This window comes from Rhizobium sp. 01T444, assembly GCF_056398305.1.
Map to the genome: position 1 here is coordinate 1 of NZ_JBFTPD010000001.1, position 20,822 is coordinate 20,822.

At 58.7% G+C, this 20,822-nt stretch carries 20 protein-coding genes; 5 read left to right on the forward strand and 15 right to left on the reverse strand.

What is annotated here, in order from left to right; genetic code table 11:
- Both AC1DTN_RS00005 and AC1DTN_RS00010 read right to left on the reverse strand, forming a co-directional pair.
- Window positions 1–130, reverse strand: a 130-nt coding sequence (locus tag AC1DTN_RS00005) for an HU family DNA-binding protein (RefSeq protein WP_477919877.1), incomplete at its 3' end; no start/stop codon positions are given.
- A 299-nt stretch (window positions 131–429) separates the two neighbouring features.
- Entirely contained in the window at window positions 430–1,245 is an 816-nt protein-coding gene (locus AC1DTN_RS00010) for an MBL fold metallo-hydrolase (RefSeq protein ID WP_113321019.1), read from the reverse strand.
- Window positions 1,246–1,547: 302 nt separating this feature from the next.
- Here AC1DTN_RS00010 and AC1DTN_RS00015 point away from each other — a divergent pair, with 302 nt between their 5' ends.
- The 3 genes from AC1DTN_RS00015 to AC1DTN_RS00025 all read left to right on the forward strand — a co-directional run bounded on the left by AC1DTN_RS00015 (window position 1,548) and on the right by AC1DTN_RS00025 (window position 3,528).
- Window positions 1,548–2,414, forward strand: coding sequence for an alpha/beta fold hydrolase (locus tag AC1DTN_RS00015; protein WP_442206494.1), 867 nt, complete (start codon window positions 1,548–1,550; stop codon window positions 2,412–2,414).
- A 360-nt stretch (window positions 2,415–2,774) separates the two neighbouring features.
- Window positions 2,775–3,050: an alpha/beta fold hydrolase gene (locus AC1DTN_RS00020; protein ID WP_442206644.1), complete on the forward strand. Its 276-nt coding sequence runs from the start codon at window positions 2,775–2,777 to the stop codon at window positions 3,048–3,050.
- Window positions 3,025–3,528: a cupin domain-containing protein gene (locus AC1DTN_RS00025; RefSeq protein WP_113321016.1), complete on the forward strand. Its 504-nt coding sequence runs from the start codon at window positions 3,025–3,027 to the stop codon at window positions 3,526–3,528. The genes AC1DTN_RS00020 and AC1DTN_RS00025 overlap by 26 nt, the downstream gene beginning before the upstream one ends.
- A gap of 256 nt (window positions 3,529–3,784) precedes the next feature.
- On the opposite strand, the gene ehuA is transcribed toward AC1DTN_RS00025, so the two are convergent.
- From ehuA to AC1DTN_RS00080, 11 genes are all read right to left on the reverse strand, one after another.
- Window positions 3,785–4,564, reverse strand: a complete 780-nt coding sequence (gene ehuA, locus AC1DTN_RS00030) for an ectoine/hydroxyectoine ABC transporter ATP-binding protein EhuA (RefSeq protein WP_442206495.1) — start codon at window positions 4,562–4,564, stop codon at window positions 3,785–3,787.
- Window positions 4,561–5,253, reverse strand: a complete 693-nt coding sequence (gene ehuD / locus AC1DTN_RS00035; RefSeq protein ID WP_442206645.1) for an ectoine/hydroxyectoine ABC transporter permease subunit EhuD — start codon at window positions 5,251–5,253, stop codon at window positions 4,561–4,563. Before ehuD ends, ehuA begins: the two co-directional genes overlap by 4 nt.
- A gap of 13 nt (window positions 5,254–5,266) precedes the next feature.
- Window positions 5,267–5,932: an ectoine/hydroxyectoine ABC transporter permease subunit EhuC gene (ehuC, locus tag AC1DTN_RS00040; protein WP_310380970.1), complete on the reverse strand. Its 666-nt coding sequence runs from the start codon at window positions 5,930–5,932 to the stop codon at window positions 5,267–5,269.
- 60 nt (window positions 5,933–5,992) lie between these two features.
- A complete protein-coding gene (gene ehuB / locus AC1DTN_RS00045; protein ID WP_442206496.1) occupies window positions 5,993–6,844 on the reverse strand; it encodes an ectoine/hydroxyectoine ABC transporter substrate-binding protein EhuB in 852 nt (283 codons plus the stop codon).
- Between the two features lie 59 nt (window positions 6,845–6,903).
- Entirely contained in the window at window positions 6,904–7,920 is a 1,017-nt protein-coding gene (gene doeB, locus AC1DTN_RS00050) for a N(2)-acetyl-L-2,4-diaminobutanoate deacetylase DoeB (RefSeq protein WP_442206497.1), read from the reverse strand.
- 4 nt (window positions 7,921–7,924) lie between these two features.
- Window positions 7,925–9,103: an ectoine hydrolase DoeA gene (gene doeA, locus AC1DTN_RS00055; protein ID WP_442206498.1), complete on the reverse strand. Its 1,179-nt coding sequence runs from the start codon at window positions 9,101–9,103 to the stop codon at window positions 7,925–7,927.
- Window positions 9,100–10,113 (reverse strand): ectoine utilization protein EutC, encoded by a 1,014-nt coding sequence (gene eutC / locus AC1DTN_RS00060; RefSeq protein ID WP_477919450.1) that lies wholly within the window; start codon window positions 10,111–10,113, stop codon window positions 9,100–9,102. The genes doeA and eutC overlap by 4 nt, the downstream gene beginning before the upstream one ends.
- Entirely contained in the window at window positions 10,110–11,129 is a 1,020-nt protein-coding gene (gene eutB, locus AC1DTN_RS00065; RefSeq protein WP_477919452.1) for a hydroxyectoine utilization dehydratase EutB, read from the reverse strand. The genes eutC and eutB overlap by 4 nt, the downstream gene beginning before the upstream one ends.
- 68 nt (window positions 11,130–11,197) lie before the next feature.
- Window positions 11,198–12,646 carry a MocR-like ectoine utilization transcription factor EhuR gene (gene ehuR, locus AC1DTN_RS00070; protein WP_113321008.1) on the reverse strand — a complete coding sequence of 483 codons (1,449 nt, stop codon included), beginning with the start codon at window positions 12,644–12,646 and terminating at the stop codon, window positions 11,198–11,200.
- 177 nt (window positions 12,647–12,823) lie between these two features.
- Window positions 12,824–14,227, reverse strand: a complete 1,404-nt coding sequence (locus AC1DTN_RS00075; RefSeq protein ID WP_477919454.1) for an aminotransferase — start codon at window positions 14,225–14,227, stop codon at window positions 12,824–12,826.
- A 16-nt stretch (window positions 14,228–14,243) separates the two neighbouring features.
- Window positions 14,244–15,722: an NAD-dependent succinate-semialdehyde dehydrogenase gene (locus tag AC1DTN_RS00080; RefSeq protein WP_477919456.1), complete on the reverse strand. Its 1,479-nt coding sequence runs from the start codon at window positions 15,720–15,722 to the stop codon at window positions 14,244–14,246.
- A 121-nt stretch (window positions 15,723–15,843) separates the two neighbouring features.
- Here AC1DTN_RS00080 and AC1DTN_RS00085 point away from each other — a divergent pair, with 121 nt between their 5' ends.
- Entirely contained in the window at window positions 15,844–16,311 is a 468-nt protein-coding gene (locus tag AC1DTN_RS00085; protein WP_113321006.1) for an Lrp/AsnC family transcriptional regulator, read from the forward strand.
- A gap of 180 nt (window positions 16,312–16,491) precedes the next feature.
- On the opposite strand, the gene AC1DTN_RS00090 is transcribed toward AC1DTN_RS00085, so the two are convergent.
- Window positions 16,492–18,057, reverse strand: coding sequence for a sensor domain-containing diguanylate cyclase (locus tag AC1DTN_RS00090; protein ID WP_477919459.1), 1,566 nt, complete (start codon window positions 18,055–18,057; stop codon window positions 16,492–16,494).
- Between the two features lie 601 nt (window positions 18,058–18,658).
- Here AC1DTN_RS00090 and AC1DTN_RS00095 point away from each other — a divergent pair.
- Window positions 18,659–19,318 carry a response regulator gene (locus AC1DTN_RS00095; RefSeq protein WP_113321004.1) on the forward strand — a complete coding sequence of 220 codons (660 nt, stop codon included), beginning with the start codon at window positions 18,659–18,661 and terminating at the stop codon, window positions 19,316–19,318.
- Here AC1DTN_RS00095 and AC1DTN_RS00100 read toward each other — a convergent pair.
- A complete protein-coding gene (locus AC1DTN_RS00100) occupies window positions 19,315–20,766 on the reverse strand; it encodes an ATP-binding protein (RefSeq protein ID WP_162747933.1) in 1,452 nt (483 codons plus the stop codon). The genes AC1DTN_RS00095 and AC1DTN_RS00100 overlap by 4 nt on opposite strands.
- Window positions 20,767–20,822 lie beyond the last annotated feature (56 nt).

A 20,822-nucleotide genomic window follows, 5' to 3' on the forward strand; every position in this document is an offset into this window, starting at 1 on the left:
AGGTTTCGTTGCCGGCAAGAGCTGCCTCGGTGATCGAAGCGAGGACCGCCTCGACGATCGCCTTACCCTGTACCTTCGTCAGACCGTGTTCGCCAGCAATCTTGTCTGCGATTTCGTTGGTCGTCGTCATGTCGTTCTCCGCATCGTCGTTGATGCGCAATCCCTGACACCGACCGCGTCCATTGTCATGGAGGCGACACCGGCGATGGCGCTCGTTCAGCGAGATTTCCACAGCTTCCAATCGATCTGTCGCCTCTGGCGCGCTTGTTCGTGCCAATTTCAGGAAACGAGGCGAATAAGCCAGCCTCTCCCATCATGCTTCCCAGCAGCGCTGAAAGTGACGGCTGGGTTCGTCATGACCTGTCGTCGGGAAACGACATGAGAACGTTGAGCCCAATGTTCGACCCCGATCAACGCAATTCATTCTCGTTATGACGGGCCACCCTCGATGGCATGGATGTATCTCTGGATCGACCGCTCGATAACGCGCGATCCTTCCTGTTTGATCGTCCTGCCCGAAAATCCACCATAGATAGCTTCGAAGCGGAAGGGGCGCAGCGCTTCGCCTATGCCCTTCACCGCTCGCCCGCTCAACGGCAGAAGGTTCGGAAAGCTGCGCATGAAGCTCACATATCTCCGGTCGAGCGTTACCTGCATTGTATCGCCCACGAACAACGCGCCCTTCCCATCTTCCAGCCAAGGGCAATGCAGCACTGAACTGCCTGCGAAATGGCCGCCGCAGCGCACAAGGGTCGCCTGGTTCAATTCAAAAACCTCACCCACCCAGTGGCTGAGCGCCGGGCCTGATCTCTGTACCCATTCTCGATCATCGTTGTGAATATAGACAGGTACGTCGCCGAAGGCTGAACTCCAATCCATCATGGAGGAATAGAAATGTGGGTGTGAAATGGCGATCGCCGCAAGCCCGCCCATTACAGCAATTCGGCTTATGCTGGACTCGTCCAGGAGGCTGAGGCAGTCCCACAATATATTGCCGTCAGGCCCTTCGATCAGGAAGGCTCGCTGACCGATCGCAAAGTCTGGTGAGATCTGCAGGCAATGTATGCCTTTTGCTTCTTTGGTCCAGATCAAGTCGTGGGTCGACCGGAGGGCCGTCATATGTGTCCAAACCTGACCTGATGGTGGCACGAATTGACGATCGTCTTCGCAAATGGGACAGGCAGAGGGTGGTTCTGAGCTTTCGTCGAACTGCATTCCGCAAGCAGTGCAGATATGGAAGGTCATTTTTCATCTCCTTGCCAGGCCTGTTTCGCTTTCCAACAATCGCCCACCCCGCACTTTGACACAATCGATCAGACAGTGAACCGTCCGCTCTCGGGTCGCCACGGTCGCACACTATCATGCGCGGACAATCTCTCGACCACGGGCCGGTGACGGCCCTCTCTCCGAATGTGACGACACTCATCACCGCCACCCCGCTTTGCCGGAGCACATGGAACCAACAGATGTTCGACGGGTTTGGTGGTCAATCTTCAAGGAGTCTGAGCCGCCGAGAGGTATGCGTGCAACCAACGAACCATAGACATGTGACCGTCAACGGCATCGATATCTTTTACCGCGAAGCAGGGCCTGAAAACGCACCCTTGGTGTTGTTGCCGCATGGCTATCCATGCTCGTCGTACGAATTCCGCAATTTCATGCCAGGGCTGGCGGATCGTTGGCGGCTGCTTGCGCCGGACTTTCCCGGCGCCGGCTACAGCGCGACCCCGGACGACTTTGACTACAGCTTCGACGGCTATGCCAGCTTTCTGGACGGCTTCGTGAAGACGCTCGGCCTGCAGCGCTTCGCGCTTTATCTCCATGACTTCGGATCCCCCATCGGCGCGCGGCTGGCTATCAAGGCACCAGAGCGCATCGCAGCGCTCATCATCCAAAATGGCGATATCCCGTACGAGGATGCGCTGGGGCCGAAATATGCCGAGATCGAGAGTACCTGGCGGCTGCCCCGTTCCGACATGAGGCTGAAAGTGTCGGAGGCGATCAAAGAAGAGACATTCAGAGAGGAATTCCTGAACGATCTGAGGCCTGAGCTCGCCCGACAGATTCCGCCCGACCTCTGGAAGTTGCATTGGTCATTGATGACGCCGAAGCGCAAGGAAGTTGCGATTGATCTGATCGCAGGCCTGAAAGAGAACCGTGCCTGGTTTCCTCAATACCGGAACTACCTCGCCAAGCATCGTCCGCCGACGCTGATCGTATGGGGACCGCAGGACGGGTACATGCCGGCGAAGTCGGCGCGTGCGTATCTCCGCGATCTCCCAGACGCCGAACTGCATCTACTGGATGGTGGTCATTGGCTTCTTGAGACCAACCTCGATGAGGTGCTCTCACTCGTCGGTGATTTTCTTGGCCGAGTCCATCCGCCCGGAAAACCAGCGACCAAGCAGGAATAACGGTTCCAAAATCGTAGGCGCCATCAGCCATAGCGCAACCACGATCGCCTGGGAGGAATGACACTGGCCGATCGCTTTCCCCTCGCGCGGGAACGATTGGAATGGCAATGCGTTCGATAGACTGATGGTCGCCAGGCGTGGTCCGTCGTGCGATTCATGTCTGAACAATGCGTCACCAGCCGGGCTCCGTTTTCGTCCCGATGTGGATGAAGGCCGGTCGCCACCTCAGGCCGCAGGCGCTCTCGATAGGTGAGAAGGAGGAAGTAGCTCTCGCATGACATCTCGCCATTCTGTCGCAAGCATCGGAGGCGATCTAAAGTTGCACTATCTGACGGAGGAGGCGGCCCACGCACGGCCATACTGTTCCCTGGTTTCCCGCAGACAAGCCATGAGTGGCGCAAGGTCACTCCGCTCCTGGTCAAAAAGGACCTTGAGGTGGTTGCCCTGGATTATCGGGGCGCGGGCGGCTCATCGAAACCGGCCGGCGGGTGTTGGCGTTGCCAAGCAGGGTGGGCTACTGAGCGCCGACGACGTCGGCAATACGGTGCGGCGCGTGACGGCTCAATGACAGTGCGTTCCGCAAACGAGGTTATCGGTGATGGGGGAAGACATGGAAACGCAGAGGATCTTTTTTGAGAAAAGCGACTGGGTGCCCAACAACCAGATGCTTCCTGTTATCGTCTATCGCGAGATCTTCATCTGCGATGACGGGTGCGAGGAGTTCGCGCGTCTCTTCACCTCGCACGGCTGGGAAGGCATCTGGCGCGATGGTGTTTTTGGCTATCAGCACTATCACGCGGGCGCTCACGAAGTGCTTGGTGTCGGAAAAGGAACGGGAAAGCTCCTGATCGGCGGCCCGACCGGTAAGGTGTTCGAGTTGCACCCGGGAGATTGTCTCGTCCTTCCCGCGGGGACCGGTCATCAGAACCTCGAAGCGAGCAGCGACTTTCGAGTGGTTGGTGCCTACCCGCCAGGCCAACTCGCCGATATTCAGACAAGCGCTCCAACTGCAGAACTCCTCAGAACAATCGCCGACGTCGCCTTGCCCGAATCCGATCCGGTGCAAGGCGCCTCAGGCCCGGTGTTCGACGCTTGGCATCTCGGCGATAACTGAGGCAATCGGGTCAAGGCACCGATCCGGCACATCCTGCAATCGCAAACCTCTGAAAAATCAGGTTCATTGCCGTGGAAGAGGGCCTCAATGGCCTGGATCATCGCCTGTTGGCGAGCACGAAGTGCTTCCTCCTCGACATCCAAAACGCGGACGACCCATCACGACCCAAACCAGTGTCACATCCTTTCAAGAACGTCTATCTAGCCGCTCAATTTCTAAGCAGTCCGCCGAAGTCTCTCCCCGCTGGGTTTTCAGACTATCCGAGAACCGATGACAGAAATTCGCGCGTCCGCTCCACTTGCGGCGCGCCGAATATCTCTTCAGGCGCGCCCTGCTCGCAGATGCGCCCCTTATCGAAAAAGCAGACGCGATCCGAGACCTCTCGGGCAAAGCGCATCTCATGGGTGACGAGTAGCATCGTGAGATCATGTTCATGCGCCAGTGCGCGGATGACGGAAAGCACTTCGCCCACCAGTTGCGGATCAAGCGCTGATGTCGGTTCATCGAAAAGCAGAACTCGTGGGCGCATCGCAAGCGCGCGGGCGATTGCCACGCGCTGCTGCTGCCCGCCGGAAAGCTGGACCGGATAGTGGTCCTTCTTATCCGCGAGCCCCACCATCTGCAGCAGTTCAAGCGCACGCGCATCGGCTTCAGCCCGCGCCATTCCCAGTACCCGCACCGGCGCCTCGACAACGTTGCGAAGGACCGTCATATGAGGAAAGAGATTGAAGCTCTGGAAGACCATGCCGACATGATTGCGGATTTGGCGCAGGTGTTTTTCAGAGGCCTGGAACCGGCCCTTGCCGCCCTGCTCGTGGTAGGAGGTACCAGCAAGCGTCAGCTTGCCTTCCTGGAACGGTTCGAGTGTCATGAGAATGCGCAGGACCGTCGATTTGCCGGAGCCTGACGGTCCTATAAGCGTGACTTTCTCGCCCTTCGCGACGCTGAAATTGAAGTGGTCAAGCACTGTCAGAATCCCGAAGCGCTTGGTGACGTCGGAAAACTCGATGATGGGCGGATCGATATTGTCGGTCATCGCAAGGGTATTCCTGCCTTTGGAAGAGCTTTCTGCAAGCGGTGGAGACCTGCTGAGCAAATCAGCGTCAGCAGAAGGAAGATCAGCCCGACAAGCGTCAGCGGCACCAGATATTCGAAGGTGCGTTCGCCGATCATGTTGGCAAGGCCCATCATCTCAAGAACGGTAACTACCGATAAAACTGGGGTCTCCTTGATCATGGCCACGAGATAATTGCCCATGGCAGGCACGATACGCGGAATGGCCTGAGGCAGGATGATGTCGTAATAGGTCTGCATGCGGGTCATGTTGAGCGCGGTTGCCGCTTCCCATTGGCCGTGATGAACGGCTTCGATGCCGCCGCGATAGACCTCCGACGTATAGGCCGCATATTGCAGACCGAGTGCCAGTGCACCGGTGAGAAAGGCCGGCAGCACGATACCGAAATCGGGCAGCACGTAGTAAAGGAAGAACAGCTGCACCAGAAGCGGCGTATCGCGCAGGAATTCCACGACAAAGGCTGTCGCCCAGGAGATCACCTTGACGCGGCTTCGGCGCAAGAGGGCGAACGCCAGGCCGAGCATCAGTGCAATCGCAAATCCAGCCGCTGCAGCCTTCAACGTGACGGTCAAACCAATCAGAATGATTGGCAGGATCGAGGTCGTGTAGGTAATCCAGGTTGTTGTGTCCCATTCGTAACCATACATCATAGCCGCAAGGTCCTCACGAATGAGCCGAGCGAGGGAAGACATCGCCGCGCCGCACGAAATGCTCGATCACGCGCACGGCGGCCATCAAGACGAGCGACATGGCGAAGTAGCATACAAGGGTGATCGAATAGATGCTTGCGCTGTCCAGCGTGATGTTGCGGATGGACTGGGCCGCGAAGGTGAGATCGGCTATCGAGATCAACGACACCAGCGAGGACAGCTTCAGCGTTTCGATGGCGAGGTTTCCGAAGGCCGGCATCATTTCGACGATGGCTTGTGGCAGCGAAATGCGAAAGAGGGTCTGGGCACGGTTGAAATTCAATGCCCGGGCGGCTTCCAGCTGCTGGACGGAGACCGACATGAGGGCCCCTCGAACGATTTCGGCCCCATAGCCGCCGACATGGGCGGCCAATACCAGGATGCCGGTGGTGATCGGATCGAAACTCAGACCGACGAGCGGCAGCGCATAATAGAACCAGAAGAGCTGAACGAACAGCGAGGTCCCGCGAAACACCTCCGTGTAACAGAGCGCGACGGCTGACAGGATCGGTCCTCCCTCGACGCGCAGGATGCCGAAAACGAAGGCAAGCACCGCGCCGCAGACGATCGCTGCCAAAGTGATCGTCATCGTCACGGTAGCGCCTTGCCAAAGCATCGGCAGATAGGCTGTCCAGCTCATCTGGCAATCTCTCCGAATGAAAGCAGGTCACGCCCAGTCCGGGACCGGGCGCCTTTCTTGTTACTTCCCGGCGCAGAGATCGGCGACGTTCTTCTCTGCCGCTGCCGCGATGCTCTGTTCCGACAGACCATACTTCATGAGGATCTTCTTGTAGTCGTCCGTCTTTCGGAACGCGACGAGCGCAGTGTTGAACCCGTCGCGCAATTCCTTGTCTTCCGGACGGAAGGCAAAGCCGCCATAGTTGCGGACCGGTGCGCCCTTGACGATCGGATCCTTGAATGGCGCGACCTGCTCGACATTGGCCTGTCCCTTGGCAAGTTCGGAAACGGTCAACTCGGTCGCCGCATAGGCATCGACCCGGCTTTGCACGGTGGGGATCGCATCGGCATTCGCCGGAATGAAGACGATCTGCTCGTCCTTGACGCCGACGGCGCGCAGGAAGTCGACATTGTTTGCGCCGGAAACAACGGCGACTTTCAAGGATGGGTCTTTTGCGATGTCGCCATAGGTCGTCAGGCCCTTCGGATTGCCCTTCTTGACCAGCAGTCCCTCACCGTAGGACGAGTTGGGTTCGGTAAAGGCGACCTGCTTGCAGCGCTCGGGCGATATGTTCTGCTCGGCGGCGGCAAAATCGAAGCGACGAGCCTTGAGACCCGGAATGAGCGTGCCGAAGGGCGTTACGGTCCAATTGACCTCCTCGATGCCCATGGATTTTAGGACGGCATTGGCGACGTCGGGTCCGATACCGGCAGAGGTGCCGTCCGGCTGCATATACGAGTAGGGTACCTCGTTGGCTGTTGCTGCGCGGATAAATCCCTGTTTCTTGGCTTCTTCGACGGTCAGTGCGCTGGCTGACGTGACGCCGATGCCGAGCGCAAGGGCAGAAAGGCAAATGGATTTTGAGATGCGCATTCGAATTCTCCTCTGGTTAAGCTTCTTGTGGTCCGTTTTCGGATCTCACATGGTTGCGTTTATTTGGTCTTCTCCGTGATCGTCGCGATGACGGAAAGGCAGTCGCCGGCCTTGATGAGGCCGGGCACGTGGCGAGCCGCCAGAACGCCATCCATGGCTGCGCGGCAGCGGATTGGCGCGACACCGGTCTTTCCGACCGGGTAGATGCTGGCGATGATATCGCCGGTATGGATCGGATCTCCGAGATCCTGCGCAAAGGCGACCAGGCCGTCATCCTCTGCGAATGTGAAACAGTCGCTCGACGGCATATCGAGCCAGCACGTCGGCTGAGTAGCCGGCGCCCCCTCCAGAATTCCGGCGTGGCGCAGGAGGTTGAGACTGCCCTTTCGCGCGATCTCGATCGATCTTGCGCTGGCGGTGCCAGCACCGCCGAGCTCCGTGGTGACGAAAACCTTGCCCATCTCCTCGACCGTCGTATCCAGCATGCCGACCGCATCGATCTCCAGCATCTTCATCGAGTAGGGCGCAGCAAAAGCTGCAACGGCATCAAAACAGCGCGCCTCCTGACCCTTGTCAGGCAGCTCGTGCGCTGCGGCATAGGGAAGAAAGTCGAGGGTCTTGCCGCCCGAATGGAAGTCGAGCACGATGTCGGCGAGCGGTATAAGATGGCGGGTGACATAGTCCGCGATCTTTTCCGTCACCGTTCCATCCGGGCGACCTGGAAAGCTACGGTTCAGATTTCCGCGATCGATCGGCGACGTGCGGGTCCCTGCGCGAAACGCGGGATAATTGAGCGCCGGGACGATGATGATGCGCCCACTCACCTGCGCCGGATCCAGTGTCTGTGCCAGCTCGTAGAGAGCCGCCGGACCTTCATACTCGTCGCCGTGATTGGCACCGGTGAGGAGGGCGGTCGGGCCTTGCCCGTTGGAGATGACGCAGATCGGGATCATGACCGAACCCCAGGCGCTGTCGTCACGGCTATAAGGCAATCGCAGGTGCCCGTGCTGCACACCCTTCCCGTCGAAATCGACGGATGAGGCGATCGGCGAGGGGCGGGGCGCACTCGTCAGCATGGTCTCAGCCTTTCACGAACAGCCGGCGCGGAACATTGGACAGGCATTCAACACCCGTTTCGGTAATCGCGATGCTCTCCGTGATTTCCAACCCCATGTCTTCGAGCCAGAGACCGGTCATGAAATGGAATGTCATGCCGGGTTTCAGCTCCGTACGGTCGCCTGGGCGCAGGCTCATCGTGCGTTCGCCCCAGTCAGGCGGATAGGAAAGACCGATCGGATAGCCGGTGCGGTTGTCCTTGATGATCCCGTATTTTTTCAAGACGGCGAAGAAGGCGTTGGCGATGTCCTCGCACATATTGCCGGGCCTTGCTGCGGCAAGGCCCGCCTCCATGCCTTCGAGCGTCGCCTTTTCCGCGTCGAGAAAGGCCTGCGTCGGCCTGCCCAGGAATACGGTACGCGACAGTGGGCAATGATAACGCTTATAGGCGCCGGCGATTTCGAAGAACGTCCCTTCGCCCGAACGCATCGGCTTGTCGTCCCAGGTCAGGTGCGGCGCGGAAGCGTCTGCGCCCGACGGAAGAAGCGGCACGATCGCCGGATAATCGCCGCCGAATTCGGACGTACCCCGTATGCCGGCATCGTAGATCTCGGCGACGAGATCGCATTTGCGCATGCCGGGTTCGACGACGTCGACAATGCGCTTGTGCATCAGTTCGACGATCTTGCCTGCCTTTCGCATATAGTCGAGTTCAGTCGGGCTCTTGATCGCGCGCTGCCAGTTGACGAGGCCCGCCGCATCCTTGAAGCGGGCATTTGGCAGATGCTTTTGCAGAGAGGCGAAGGCGGCGGCCGAGAAATAATAATTGTCCATCTCGACGCCAACAGTGAGGCTGGACCACCTGCGCTTATCGATGATCTGCGCCAGGAGATCCATCGGGTGGCGTTCGCTCGACTGGACGTAGTGATCGGGGTAGCCGATGATATTGTCATGGTCCAGATAGGCGGTGCGCTTGGCGCCGTTGGAATCCTGCTTGCGACCGTACCAGATCGGCTCGCCGCTTGGCGGCACCAGGACGCATTGATGCACGTAGAAGGACCAGCCGTCATAGCCGGTCAGCCAGTGCATGTTGGATGGATCGGTGACGATCAGGAGATCGATCCCCGCCTGTTCCATCGCGTGACGGGTTTTGGAAAGGCGCGCGGCATATTCCTCGCGCGTAAAGTTCAGCGTCACACTCACGCTGCATCTCCCATTTTGATGTCATTTTCGATCGTCTGGCCCCGTCCGGCGTCTGTCGCGCGGGCGAGCGCCAGGTTGGCGATGGCTGTGTCCTGCACGCCGGTGCCCGTGAGGTCGGCAAAGGTGATTTCGTGCGCATTCGACCGGCCAATCGCCTTGCCGGCAATGACAGCTCCGAGTTCGGCAAACTGTTGGTCCGGCAAGACTGCGCCGGCCTTGATGGCATGGTGCAACTCGCCGAGAATGCGGGTCTGCGATATTCGATCCGGGACGTAAGTAGCGCGAGCAAAGACGGCCGGATCGACCTCGTTCTTGTGCTCTGCATCCGATCCCATTGCGGTCAGATGCTGACCGGGTTCGAGCCATTCGGCCATCAGGATCGGCCTTTCTGCCGGCGTCGTTGTGACGACGATATCTGCCCCGCGTACGGCCTCGCGCGGATCGGCAACGGCGGCGACGTCGATTCCGTGGTCGCAAGCGAAATCAATCGCAAGCTTCTGCGCCTTTGCATGATCGCGTGCCCAGATTCGCGCCGATTTGATCCGGTGCACAAGCATGAGAGCCTCAAGCTGCAGCTGCGCCTGCATGCCTGCACCAAAGATCGTGGCGACGGAGGTGTCTTCGCGCGACAGATGTCGTGCGGCGACGGCACCGGCCGCCGCCGTGCGCACATCCGTGAGATAGCCGTTGTCAAGAAGAAGGGCTTCGACCAATCCGGTCTTGGCGCTGAGCAAGATCATCAGCCCGTTCAGGCTTGGCAGACCGATCTTGGGGTTGTCGAAGAAGCCGGGGCTGACCTTGATGGCGAAGCCGTCAAGGCCTGGCACATAGGCTGTCTTGACGTCCACCTCACCCCGAAATTCCGGAATGTCGAGGCGCATGATCGGCGGCATAGCAACGGCTTTGGTGGCAAGCGCCGCAAAGGCCTGTTCGACGCAATCGACGGCAGCGACGTCGAGCTTGACGATGGTGCGAAGGTCTTTTTCCGTCAGAATGCTGATGCGGCTCATAGGGTGGTCCCCGCGACGATTTTCTGGTGCATCTTCGGGGCAATGTTGCCGCCTGATATGATGATGGCGGTTGGACCTGATAGGCCGACCTTGTCTGCGAGGATGGCGGCAATACCGACTGCGCCAGCGCCCTCGACGGTTACGCTCTCGTTGCGCGCGGCATGGCGGATGCCTTCGGCAATCTCGTCCTCGCTGAGGAGGATGACGTCGTCGAGAAGATCGCGGCAAAGGGTAAAGGTGACATGGTTTTGGAGGCCGATGCCACCCCCTAGCGAATCCGCCAGCGTTTCCTCCTCGCGGATTGCGACAGGCTTGCCGGCGGCAATCGCCGCATGCATGGCTGCCCCGCGCTCCATCGATATGCCGATGACGCGGCTCTGTGGCTTCAAGGCCTTGACGGCAACCGCAATGCCACCGGCCAGTCCCCCACCGGAAAGAGGAACAAGCACGGCCGCAAGTTCAGGCAGATTTTCCACAATTTCGAGGCCGATCGTGCCTTGACCGGCAACGACGTCCGCATGGTCGAACGGCGGGATCGGCGTGAGGCCGCGGCTCTCGGTCAGGCGTTCGACCTCCTCTTGTGCATCGTCCTGCGATAGGCCGACAATGCGGATTTCGGCGCCCAGCGAGCGGATCGCTTCGACCTTGTTGGCCGGAACGAGCGATGACATGCAGATGATGGCGCGAACGCCAAGCTCGCGTGCGGCGTAAGCGACGGCGCGACCATGATTGCCTGTCGAGGCGGTAACGAGACCGCGCTTGCGCGCCGCATCATCGAGCAACAGGATGGCGTTCATCGCGCCGCGCAGCTTGAAGGCGCCGGTCGGCTGATGTGTTTCAAGCTTGAGATAGACAGGCTGACCGGTGCGTTCACAGAGCGTGCGAGAGCGAATAAGCGGCGTGCGCGCCACCCGCCCAACGATGCGGGCCGCAGCCTGCTCGATATCCGCCAGCGTAACTGGCAGCGCCTTTTCTTCGGTCAATCTGGACAGGACGTCGCTCTTCATGATTGTCATGTTGTGGGCGAACTAAAATCATGTCAATTATTATATTGTAATGATTCAATGATTGCCGTAGGGTCGCTCTAGCCGATCGAACCGACATCAAAGACCGGCGGCAGTTGCTCAAAGGCCTGCCGCACGGTCGTCAGCGCCTTGGCCAGGCTTGCATGGTTCAGGCGTCCGCCCAAACAGATACGAATGCCGCCACCATGACCCGGTCCGGCAATGAAGGGTTCGGACGGCGTGACGGCGACTTTCTGGTTGGTGAGCGAACGAACCAGACCTTCCTCGGACCAATGCGGCGGGACCTTGAGCCAGGCGCAAAGCGAGAGCGGATGAGTGGAGGCGATATGGTCGCCGAGGATTTCTGTGGCGATGTTCTGGCGCACCTGTGCTTCGTCACGCTGGATTTCAAGCAGACGCTGCGCCGTGCCATTCTCGACCCAGCGTGTTGCGATTTCGCCGGTCAGGTAGGTGCCGCTCCAGCTCGACACGCGCAGGATTGAGGCGGCGCGGATGGAATAGGCTGGTGGAACAACAAGATAGCCAACGCGCAACCCTGTCAGCACCACTTTGGTGAAGCTCGTGACGAAGAAACCGAGATCAGGCAGCATTTCCGTGATGGAAGGCAGGGGCTCTTCGATCATCGGTCGATAGACCTCATCTTCGATGACGAACACGCCGTGACGAGCCGCAATCGCGGCTATCTCACACCTGCGTCCCGCACCCGCAACATGACCTGTCGGATTGTTGAGGGTCGGAATGAGCACCAACGCCCGGACACCGCCTGCTGCACACACGGCCTCCAGCGCATCGGGCAAAATGCCCTCATTGTCGGTAGGCAAGCCCTTCAGGCTGAAGCCAAGGATATTGGAAAGCCCGATGATACCGTGATCGGTCAGATTTTCGGTTAAGACGACATCGCCGGAGCGGACAATGCAGCTCAGAGCAAGAAAAATGGCGTGGGCGGCGCCGTTGGTGAGGAGAATGCGCTCTACCCCGGCCGCGACGCCGAGCGTGCGTAACCAGATGCGCGCCGTCTCTCGATGACGATCAAGGCCGGCGATCGGGCGGCAGGGACGCATGAAGCTTGCATTGTCGCCTTCGGAAAGCTCACGAAGGATCTCGCGCGATGCGGCCTCATGCGCATCGAGATAGACGCCGCGAATGATGGAAAGGTCGAGCACTTCGTTGGCGCTATGGTCAAGCATCATGCGGCCGGCGCGGTCGGTGACGCGTGTCTTGACGAAGGTGCCGCGACCGATCTCACCGCTCAGATAGCCAAGCCGCTCAGCCTCCTTGTAGGAGAGGCTGACGGTCTGGACGGAAAGGCCGAGTTCGCGCGCCAGATCGCGATGCGTCGGCATGCGATCCATTGGCTTGAGAACGCCGGCATCGATATCGGCAATGATGCGCTCGGTGAGTGCTGCATGCTTCGTCTCACCCTTTTGCTTGGAAAGGTGCGGTTGCCATGCCACCGGCTTGGTGGCCGTGATCGGAACAAGGTTCAGGGGATTGGCTTGACGTCGCATGAAATTGTCTCGTTTTGATGACGACTATTTCATGACATTATGCACGCTTCGTCTCAAAGATGAAGCGTTACGCAGCCAGAGCCGTGATTGCATCAGGAATAATCACGATCGCCGTGATTTTGCTCGGCAGGAGGCAGTGCCGAGCAAGCCTTGTCCCGTCTGGCGGCCATGCTTGCATCAGATCCTCTCGCCAGCCTGGACCAATTCGTCCATGACTGAGCGCACAGCGGATTCGGCAATGACAATGATCTCGTCGACCTCTTCCTTCGTCGTGACGAGGGGCGGCGCAAAACCCAGAATATCGCCATGCGGCATGGCACGGGCAATCAGTCCACGACTGCGTGCGGCCTTCGAGATACGTGCACCGACAGCAAGGCTTGGCGCAAAGCGCGTCTTCTTTTCGCGATCCGCCACAAATTCGATGGCGCCCATCAGGCCGACGCCTCGCACTTCACCGACGATCGGAAGCTGAGCGAACTTTTCCTTCAGCTGCGCTTGGAAATAGGTGCCGACCGTGCGTGCATTGCCCGGCAGATCCTCCTTCTCGACGATGTCGAGAACGGCGTTGGCTGCTGCAGCGCCAATCGGGTGGCCGGAATAGGTGTAGCCATGCGAGAAGGCCCCAACGCGCTCGGCCCCTTCTTCCATCACCTTGTAGACCTTTTCGCCGACGATTGCGCCCGATAGCGGGAAGTAGGCCGAGGTGAGGCCCTTGGCGACCGTAATTAGGTCAGGTTCGATGCCGTAGTGCTGCGATCCGAACATCGAGCCGGTGCGACCGAAACCGGTGATGACTTCGTCGGCGATGAGCAGGATGTCGTATTTCTTGAGGACCTTTTGCACTTCGTCCCAATAGCCTTGCGGCGGTGGGGTGATGCCGCCGGTGCCAAGTACGGGCTCGGCGATGAAGGCCCCAATGGTGTCGGGGTCTTCGCGCAGGATCAGGGCTTCAAGCTCGTCGGCGCGGCGCTTGGAAAATTCGAGTTCCGTTTCGCCTGCTTCCGCGCCCCAATAATGATGCGGCGCGCCGGTGTGAAGAATACCCGCACGCGGCAGGTCCATATGGTCATGGTAAAAACTCATGCCGGTCATGGAACCGGAGACGACGCTGCAACCATGATAACCCCGTTCACGGGAGATGATCTTCTTCTTGTTCGGCGTGCCCCGCAGGTTGCTGTAGTACCAGACGAGCTTGGCCTGGGTTTCGTTGGCGTCGGAACCCGACATGCCGTAGAAAACCTTGCTCATCCTGCCAGGTGCCATTTTCACCAGACGATCGGAGAGGATCGCGAGCTCGTCCGTCGTGTGGGCGGCATAGCTATGGTAGTAAGCGAGGCGATAGGCCTGGCGCGAGATGGCCTCGGCGACCTCGGTGCGCCCGTAGCCGACATTGACGCAGTAAAGACCGGCGAAGCCGTCGATCAGCTGCTTTCCCTGTGCATCCTGGATGCGGATGCCCTTGCCGGTTTCGACGATCGTCGGGTCGCCCAATTTGCCGCTGGCGAAATCTTTGATCTGCGTAAAGGGATGCAGGACCGAATTGCGGTCCATTTCGGCGATCTGATCGAGGTTGGCGGTCATGGCAGCACAGATCCTTTCATGCAGCGAGGTTGCCGAAGCAGACATATTTTATTTCGAGATATTCCAGGAGGCCGTGGCGCGAGCCTTCGCGACCAAGGCCGGATTGCTTCCATCCACCGAAGGGGATGGGCGCGCCGGTGAATTTCGATGTGTTGACGGCGATCATGCCGTATTCGAGCCGGTCGGTCAGGCGCATCGCGCGACCAAGATCATTGGTGTAGACGTAGGCTGCCAGCCCCATTTCGGTGGCGTTGGCTCGGGTGAGTACCTCCTGCTCGTCGTCGAACGGCAGGATTGCGGCAACTGGGCCGAAGGTCTCTTCGCGTGCGATCAGCATGTCATCGGTGACATCGGCAAGCACGGTCGGCGTGACGAAATTGCCGCCAAGCGGGCTATCCTGTCCGCCGCAGACGAGACGCGCGCCGGCGGAAAGTGCCTGCGCAATCTGCTGGCGGCATTTTTCAGCGACCGAAGGGCGTGTCATCGGCCCGATATCGGTGCGGGGGTCGAGGCCGTGACCGACCTTGAGCTGCCGGGTCGCCGTGGCGAAGGCATCGACGAACCGATCATAGTGCCCGCGCTGGACGTAAATCCTGTTGGCGGCGAGACAGTCCTGCCCTGACGTGGCAAATTTTGCGCCGATGCAGCCCTTTACGGCTTTGGAAAGCTCGGCGTCGCCAAACAGGATGAATGGTGCATGGCCGCCAAGTTCCAACGAGGCCTTCTTCACCGTGGCGGCCGATTGTGTGAGCAGGATGCGTCCGACTTCAGTCGAGCCGGTAAAGGAAAAAGCGCGCACATCCGTGTGTTCCAGCAGACGGCGCGCAAGCGGCGCGGCTTCGCCGGTGAGAACCTGGAATACGCCGGCGGGCATTCCGGCCTCCTGCGCAAGCTTTGCCAGGGCAAGCGCCGACAGCGGTGTTTCCGGGGCAGGCTTGACGATCATGGTGCAGCCGGCCGCGAGTGCAGCGCCTGCCTTGCGGGTGATCATGGCCGAGGGAAAGTTCCACGGCGTGATCGCCACCGTGACGCCAAGCGGCTGCATCTGGACTGAAAGACGGCTGCCTGGCAGGTGGCTCGGTATCGTTTCGCCATAAGTACGCTCGCCTTCGGCGGCAAACCACTCGAGGAAATTCGCGGCATAGGAAATCTCGCCTAGCGACTCTGCCAGCGGCTTGCCCTGTTCGGCCGTCATGATGACGGCGAGGTCCTGCGCGTTGTCGCGCATCAGCTTTCCCCAGACACGAAGGATCTGACCACGTTCGACGGGAAGCTTGTCACGCCAATCGAGAAAGGCATTTTTCGCCGCTTCGACGGCAGCGTCGGCATCTTCAAGCGAGCAGGCTGCCACGTCGACGAGGTGTTCGCCGGTTGCCGGATCGGTGACGCTCAGCGTCTCTTCGTGCGAAGCCCATGTGCCACTCAGAAAGGCACGGCGCTCGATCAGATCGGGTCGTTGCAGGTTGTTCAGCGCAGCACTGGCGATACCTTTCATGCGAAGCTCCAAATTGGGTTTACAAAGAGACTAATGGTAGGCCATGATCGTTTGACTGCATTGATCTGATCCTCCATGCAGGAATTGTGCTTAATTTTGGCTGTGCCCGCAGGATTTCTGCATGAGTACCCTCGATAGAGCCGACAGAGCGCTGCTTCAGGCTGTTCAAAAGAACAATCGCCTGACCTCGGAAGAGCTGGCGCAGATCGTCAATCTCTCACCGACGGCCTGTCAGCGACGGCTGAAGCGCTTGCGTGAGGAAGGGGTGATCGAGGCTGATGTGTCGATCGTCTCGCCCAAGGCTGCCGGGCGCGGCATCACCATGATCGTGCTTGTCTCTCTGGAGCGCGAACGGGCTGACATCGTTGATCGATTCAAGGCGGCGATCCGCGCCACAAAGGAAGTGATGATCGGCTATTACGTGACGGGCGATGCCGATTTCATTCTGGTTATCACGGCAAAGGACATGGAGGATTACGAAGCCTTCACGCGTCGGTTCTTCTATGAAAACCACGACATCAAAGGTTTCAAAACCATGGTGGTAATGGATCGAGTGAAAGCTGGCTTTGCTTTCCCGATCGAGGACTGATCGCTTTCAACGCACAGGAATTGCTCCGCGATACGATAATTCCGATGTGAGAAACCCATCCTTGCTGAGTCCGACCGTCGCCCAACATTCCAGCGGCACCTATCGACGCCCTTGGATGAAGTCGGACTGGGGCGGCGTCCGTACGCAACCTCTTCGGCCGCCTCACGGAAAACGCAAGGCTCACGCTGCGGGGGCGTAACGGCTGCGACCGGTCTTTTTCGCCTCATAAAGAGCAAGATCGGCCCGGCGCATCAAAGCGTCTGTCGACTCCGCATCTTGGGGATACCTTGCCAAACCGATAGACACCCCGACTTCCAGCATCTGGCCTTCAACGACGACCGGATTGACCATTGCCTTCAACAGGCTTTCAGCTGCGCTGGCGAGATCGCTTTGCCTCGATGAGTGCCTGAACAGAACGACGAACTCATCTCCACCCACGCGAGCAAGCAAATGCCGCTCGTCCAGAACCGAACGGAAGCGTTGCGCCACCGCCTGGAGAAGAGCATCTCCGATCGCATGCCCATGCGTGTCATTAACCTCCTTGAAGCGATCGAGATCCATCCACATTAGCCCGAATTCCTGACTGGACAGTGCCTCCTGTCGCAACTCGGCATTTAACAGTCTGCGGTTGGGAAGTCCGGTCAACTCGTCATGGTTCGCAAGGTGATCCAAGCGGTCACGAGCACGTTTGTGATCGCCAATATCGCGCACTTCGACGAGATGTCGCAACGTGTCTCCGGACACGATCGGAGTTGTGTTGAGCGCAACGTCCATCCGCATCCCGTTGGCCGTCTTTAGTTGTCCTTCGGTCTCGTGGGGGCGCGGTTCGCGGCGATTGGCGCGTGCCGGCGGTTCGAAAAAGTCGGCGACGGCACGCCCTTCGATACTCGATCCTTCACAGCCCACTAACCGCTCGAATGCCTTGTTCGCAGAGACGATCTCATCATCCTGGCAAACCAGGATGCCGATCTGTGCGGCCTCAAGAATGCATCGCATCTGCTGGGCATCAGTGGTCGCATCGTGAGCACGTCGATCAAACATAACCGTCACCAGACTGAAGATCACGATCAATGCTGTGACGACGGCAACTGATATCCCGAGGAGAAATTCTGACAGGTTCCCATCTTGAACCAGAAGAGACGGATCTGTCTTAAGAATGGCGGCGCTCATCGCGGTGAAATGCAGTGTGCAGATAGCTGCACCGAATAGGGATCCCGCCGCAAGACGAAATCCGACCGAAGCACGTCGACGTTCGGCGAACGTCGCCGCGATAACAAGCAAGCAGCCCGCACAGAGCGAGAGCGCAACGAGAGGCAGATGCCATTCGACAGTGCCGGCAAAGAGCAGAGCCCTCATGCCGATGAAGTGCATCACACCGATTGCAGCGCTGAGAAGAAGGCTGCCCGCCAGAGCGTCGACAGGGTTGGGCGATAGTAACAAAGGCATTGCAGTTCCCGCAAGGGCAACTGCAAAAAAGGCCGACACTACCGTGAGACCAACATCGTAGCTCACAACCGCAGCAGGCTGAAAACCCAGCATGGCGATGAAGTGCGTCGACCAAATTCCGCCCCCCGCCGTGAAGGCAGCCACAAATATCCAAACGATCTTCGTGCGGCCATGTCGCGCTCTGGCGTGGTCGAGGATGGTGAACAGTGCAAAGCCCGAGAAGAGCGCGACAACAATCGCAACGACGACAAGCGTCGGATTGTGATCAGTGCTGATGCAATCGAGCACACGAATGAACATGTGTAGCTCCGCTATTGGCTAATCGGCTTGCTGAGCGGGAGCCAATCAAACGCGCGATAAATGCAAACTCATATTGGGCTATTATGGCAATGCCACGCAAACACTGTCGACCCGGCGATCGGCACGGCGCTTAATATTGCTTTAAATTTATAGTCGGGTTTTTATCCATCTGGACGTAAGAGGCTGATAGAATGGAAACGCTATTGCTGCAAACGGATAAGTTTATTCTGCGGAGAAAGCCGGTCGCCTTCTGGTCTTGAGTTCCGGCGCTGCGTGGCCCCTTTTTCCGTTTCGCAACAATCTAATTCCAGTTTGTGTCCAGGGCGTTCCCATAGCGTCGTGTATTTCCATGGCCACTAGACCGGCACCGGAGAGTTCGCGCTGTCAGCGTTTCTGTCGCGCATTGCCGCACCACCGATGAGATCATCCCCATATCGAGGCCGTCTTGGGACTGTGTGTGGACTGAATGCAGCGCGGGTGAGGGTGATGTGTGGCTAGACTCTTACTCCACCCACGAGAGTAATAGTCAGAAATGGCTACATAGACAGGAAATTAAATTACGAATACAAATTATACAATTACTTGGTACAGGGCGCATAACATGAGTCCAATCTCAGTAGCATTGGTTGACGACCATCCGTTAATGCTGGCCGGATTGACTGAAATCCTTAGGAAGCAGCCGGCATTTGCTGTCGCGGCGACCGGGTCGAGCGCTGAGGAGGCATTGGAGATCGGCCTGCGCTTGGCGCCCGACGTCTTTATCGTCGATCTGATGATGCCCGGAAACATGTTCGACACGATCTCGAAACTTGTCGAAAAAAAACGAACGAAAATCCTGGTCTTCACAGCCATGACTGGCAGCGATCACGCTGTGCGAGCACTCAACGCAGGCGCCAGCGGCTATGTGCTCAAAGGCAGTAGTGCCAAGGAGCTCATCCAGGCCATCGCAACTGTCCACCGAGGCGATATGTTCATCACGCCCGCCTTTGCCTGCAAGGTCATAGAAGAGCTCAAGATAGCCTCGCTGCGAAAAGTGACAGGTACGGAAGTGAAGCTCAGCATCCGCGAGGGCCAGATCATCCGGATGTTGTTGCGGGGGTTCACGAACCGTCAGATCGCAGCCGACCTGCAGATCGGCGAGAAGACCGTGAAAAACTACATGACGATCCTGATGCAGAAGCTGAACGCGCGAAATCGGCTGGAAGTTCTACTCGCCGCTCAAAAGCTTGAGAGTGGAACAGACACGATTCAGCGCCACTAGATACTGTTACCTTCCATCGGTACGACGACCTCAAGCTCGGTTCCCGAGCGGGGACGCTGGCGAATGTGAACACGACCGCCGAAGGCTTCAACGCGATTGCGAATACCCTGCAGACCGAGCGGTCTGTGGTCCCCCCTCGAGTTGCTCTTTCCAAAGCCCGGGCCGCTGTCTGCAATAACGACAGTGATGGCCGACAGGTCTGCCCAGGCAGAGACCCGCTGGTCATGGCCGCCGCCATGCCGAAACGCGTTGCTAAGTCCCTCCTGGACAACCCGATAAAGACAGATTTTCAAAGGATGCGCGACACGCTCAGGCAGCCCCTCACACTCCGATGTAACTTTCGAACCGGTGGCATATTCGTGCTGGTCGATCGCCATGCGAAGGGCCGCCTTCAGCGGCAAATGTTCGATCTCCGGCAGAACCAACCCTGTCGAGAGTTCACGTAACTCTGTAAGCACCTGGCTTGCGATACGTGCGGGAGCAAGATCGGCCTCCTGCACTCCGGACGCGCTCTCGAAGGTTGTGCTTGATGGGACCGGTGCCTCTGTACTTTCCCCCAGCTTGAGGATCAGCAGGCTGAGGAGTTGAACGGGACCATCGTGGAGATCCGCACCAATGCGATTGAGAAGCTGCTCGTTGGACTTCGATGCATCCATGCGCGCCCGATCAGCGGCCTTGCGCAGCTCAGTATTCTGCTTGGCTAGCGTCTGAGCCTCAGTTAGTTGCGATTTCAGGGTCATCCTTTGATTGGCAATGATATTGCTCGCCCGTCGAACGATGAGGAACAGCAAGGCCATAATGGCCAGTGTCGTTGCACCAACGATCGCCCATGTCTGACGCTGCACCCGTGCTCGCTGGACGACGAATTCGGCGGCATCCTCGTAGAGCTCTCCCACGGCAATGATGTCGCGCGTGCCTGAGCGATAGATCGGCGCATAGATTTCGATCAACGGTCGACCCCTGGTCGCTTCTCCCCCCTCGCCGTCGTTGTGGCCGTTTTCAAGTTGGGCGACGACCTGGCCCGAAAAAGCCAGGTCGATATCCGACGACGGGAAGATTTTTCCAATCAGAGACTTGTCGGTGCTGTAGATGACTGCCCCATCACTGCGCCAGATCCTGAAGCCTTCGACCCGACGCGCGAGATCGGTGCCGATCAACAGATCGTCGAGTTCTTTGCGGCGGGCTTCGGCCACCTGGGGGTCGCTTGACGATCCCTCGATGTGACGAGCAAGAAAACCCTCCATGTAAAGGGCACCGGATTCGGCGCGACTTCTCAGCTGATTTGCCGCAATCTGGCCGTTCAACCACTCACCTAGGATCGCCATCGAACTGCAGATGACGAGTCCTGCCACAATCAGAAATTGCTTCGTTAAATCAAGGCCGTGCCAAGTTGCCAAGATCTTGGAACTCAAGCCGCCGGAGATCTTCGTGAGCGGGACCAAAGTCACATTTTCTTCCGGGCCTAACGTCCCGGCCTCCTGAAGACCAAAGTCCGTAAATATCG

What these genes read in the sequence shown, in the direction of transcription:
- AC1DTN_RS00010 (WP_113321019.1), bottom strand. Translation starts at nt 1,245, where the DNA reads ATGACCTTCCATATCTGCACTGCTTGCGGAATGCAGTTCGACGAAAGC.
- AC1DTN_RS00025 (WP_113321016.1), top strand. Translation starts at nt 3,025, where the DNA reads ATGGAAACGCAGAGGATCTTTTTTGAGAAAAGCGACTGGGTGCCCAAC.
- ehuA (WP_442206495.1), bottom strand. Translation starts at nt 4,564, where the DNA reads ATGACCGACAATATCGATCCGCCCATCATCGAGTTTTCCGACGTCACC.
- ehuD (WP_442206645.1), bottom strand. Translation starts at nt 5,253, where the DNA reads ATGATGTATGGTTACGAATGGGACACAACAACCTGGATTACCTACACG.
- ehuC (WP_310380970.1), bottom strand. Translation starts at nt 5,932, where the DNA reads ATGAGCTGGACAGCCTATCTGCCGATGCTTTGGCAAGGCGCTACCGTG.
- ehuB (WP_442206496.1), bottom strand. Translation starts at nt 6,844, where the DNA reads ATGCGCATCTCAAAATCCATTTGCCTTTCTGCCCTTGCGCTCGGCATC.
- doeB (WP_442206497.1), bottom strand. Translation starts at nt 7,920, where the DNA reads ATGCTGACGAGTGCGCCCCGCCCCTCGCCGATCGCCTCATCCGTCGAT.
- eutC (WP_477919450.1), bottom strand. Translation starts at nt 10,113, where the DNA reads ATGAGCCGCATCAGCATTCTGACGGAAAAAGACCTTCGCACCATCGTC.
- eutB (WP_477919452.1), bottom strand. Translation starts at nt 11,129, where the DNA reads ATGACAATCATGAAGAGCGACGTCCTGTCCAGATTGACCGAAGAAAAG.
- ehuR (WP_113321008.1), bottom strand. Translation starts at nt 12,646, where the DNA reads ATGCGACGTCAAGCCAATCCCCTGAACCTTGTTCCGATCACGGCCACC.
- AC1DTN_RS00075 (WP_477919454.1), bottom strand. Translation starts at nt 14,227, where the DNA reads ATGACCGCCAACCTCGATCAGATCGCCGAAATGGACCGCAATTCGGTC.
- AC1DTN_RS00080 (WP_477919456.1), bottom strand. Translation starts at nt 15,722, where the DNA reads ATGAAAGGTATCGCCAGTGCTGCGCTGAACAACCTGCAACGACCCGAT.
- AC1DTN_RS00085 (WP_113321006.1), top strand. Translation starts at nt 15,844, where the DNA reads ATGAGTACCCTCGATAGAGCCGACAGAGCGCTGCTTCAGGCTGTTCAA.
- AC1DTN_RS00090 (WP_477919459.1), bottom strand. Translation starts at nt 18,057, where the DNA reads ATGTTCATTCGTGTGCTCGATTGCATCAGCACTGATCACAATCCGACG.
- AC1DTN_RS00095 (WP_113321004.1), top strand. Translation starts at nt 18,659, where the DNA reads ATGAGTCCAATCTCAGTAGCATTGGTTGACGACCATCCGTTAATGCTG.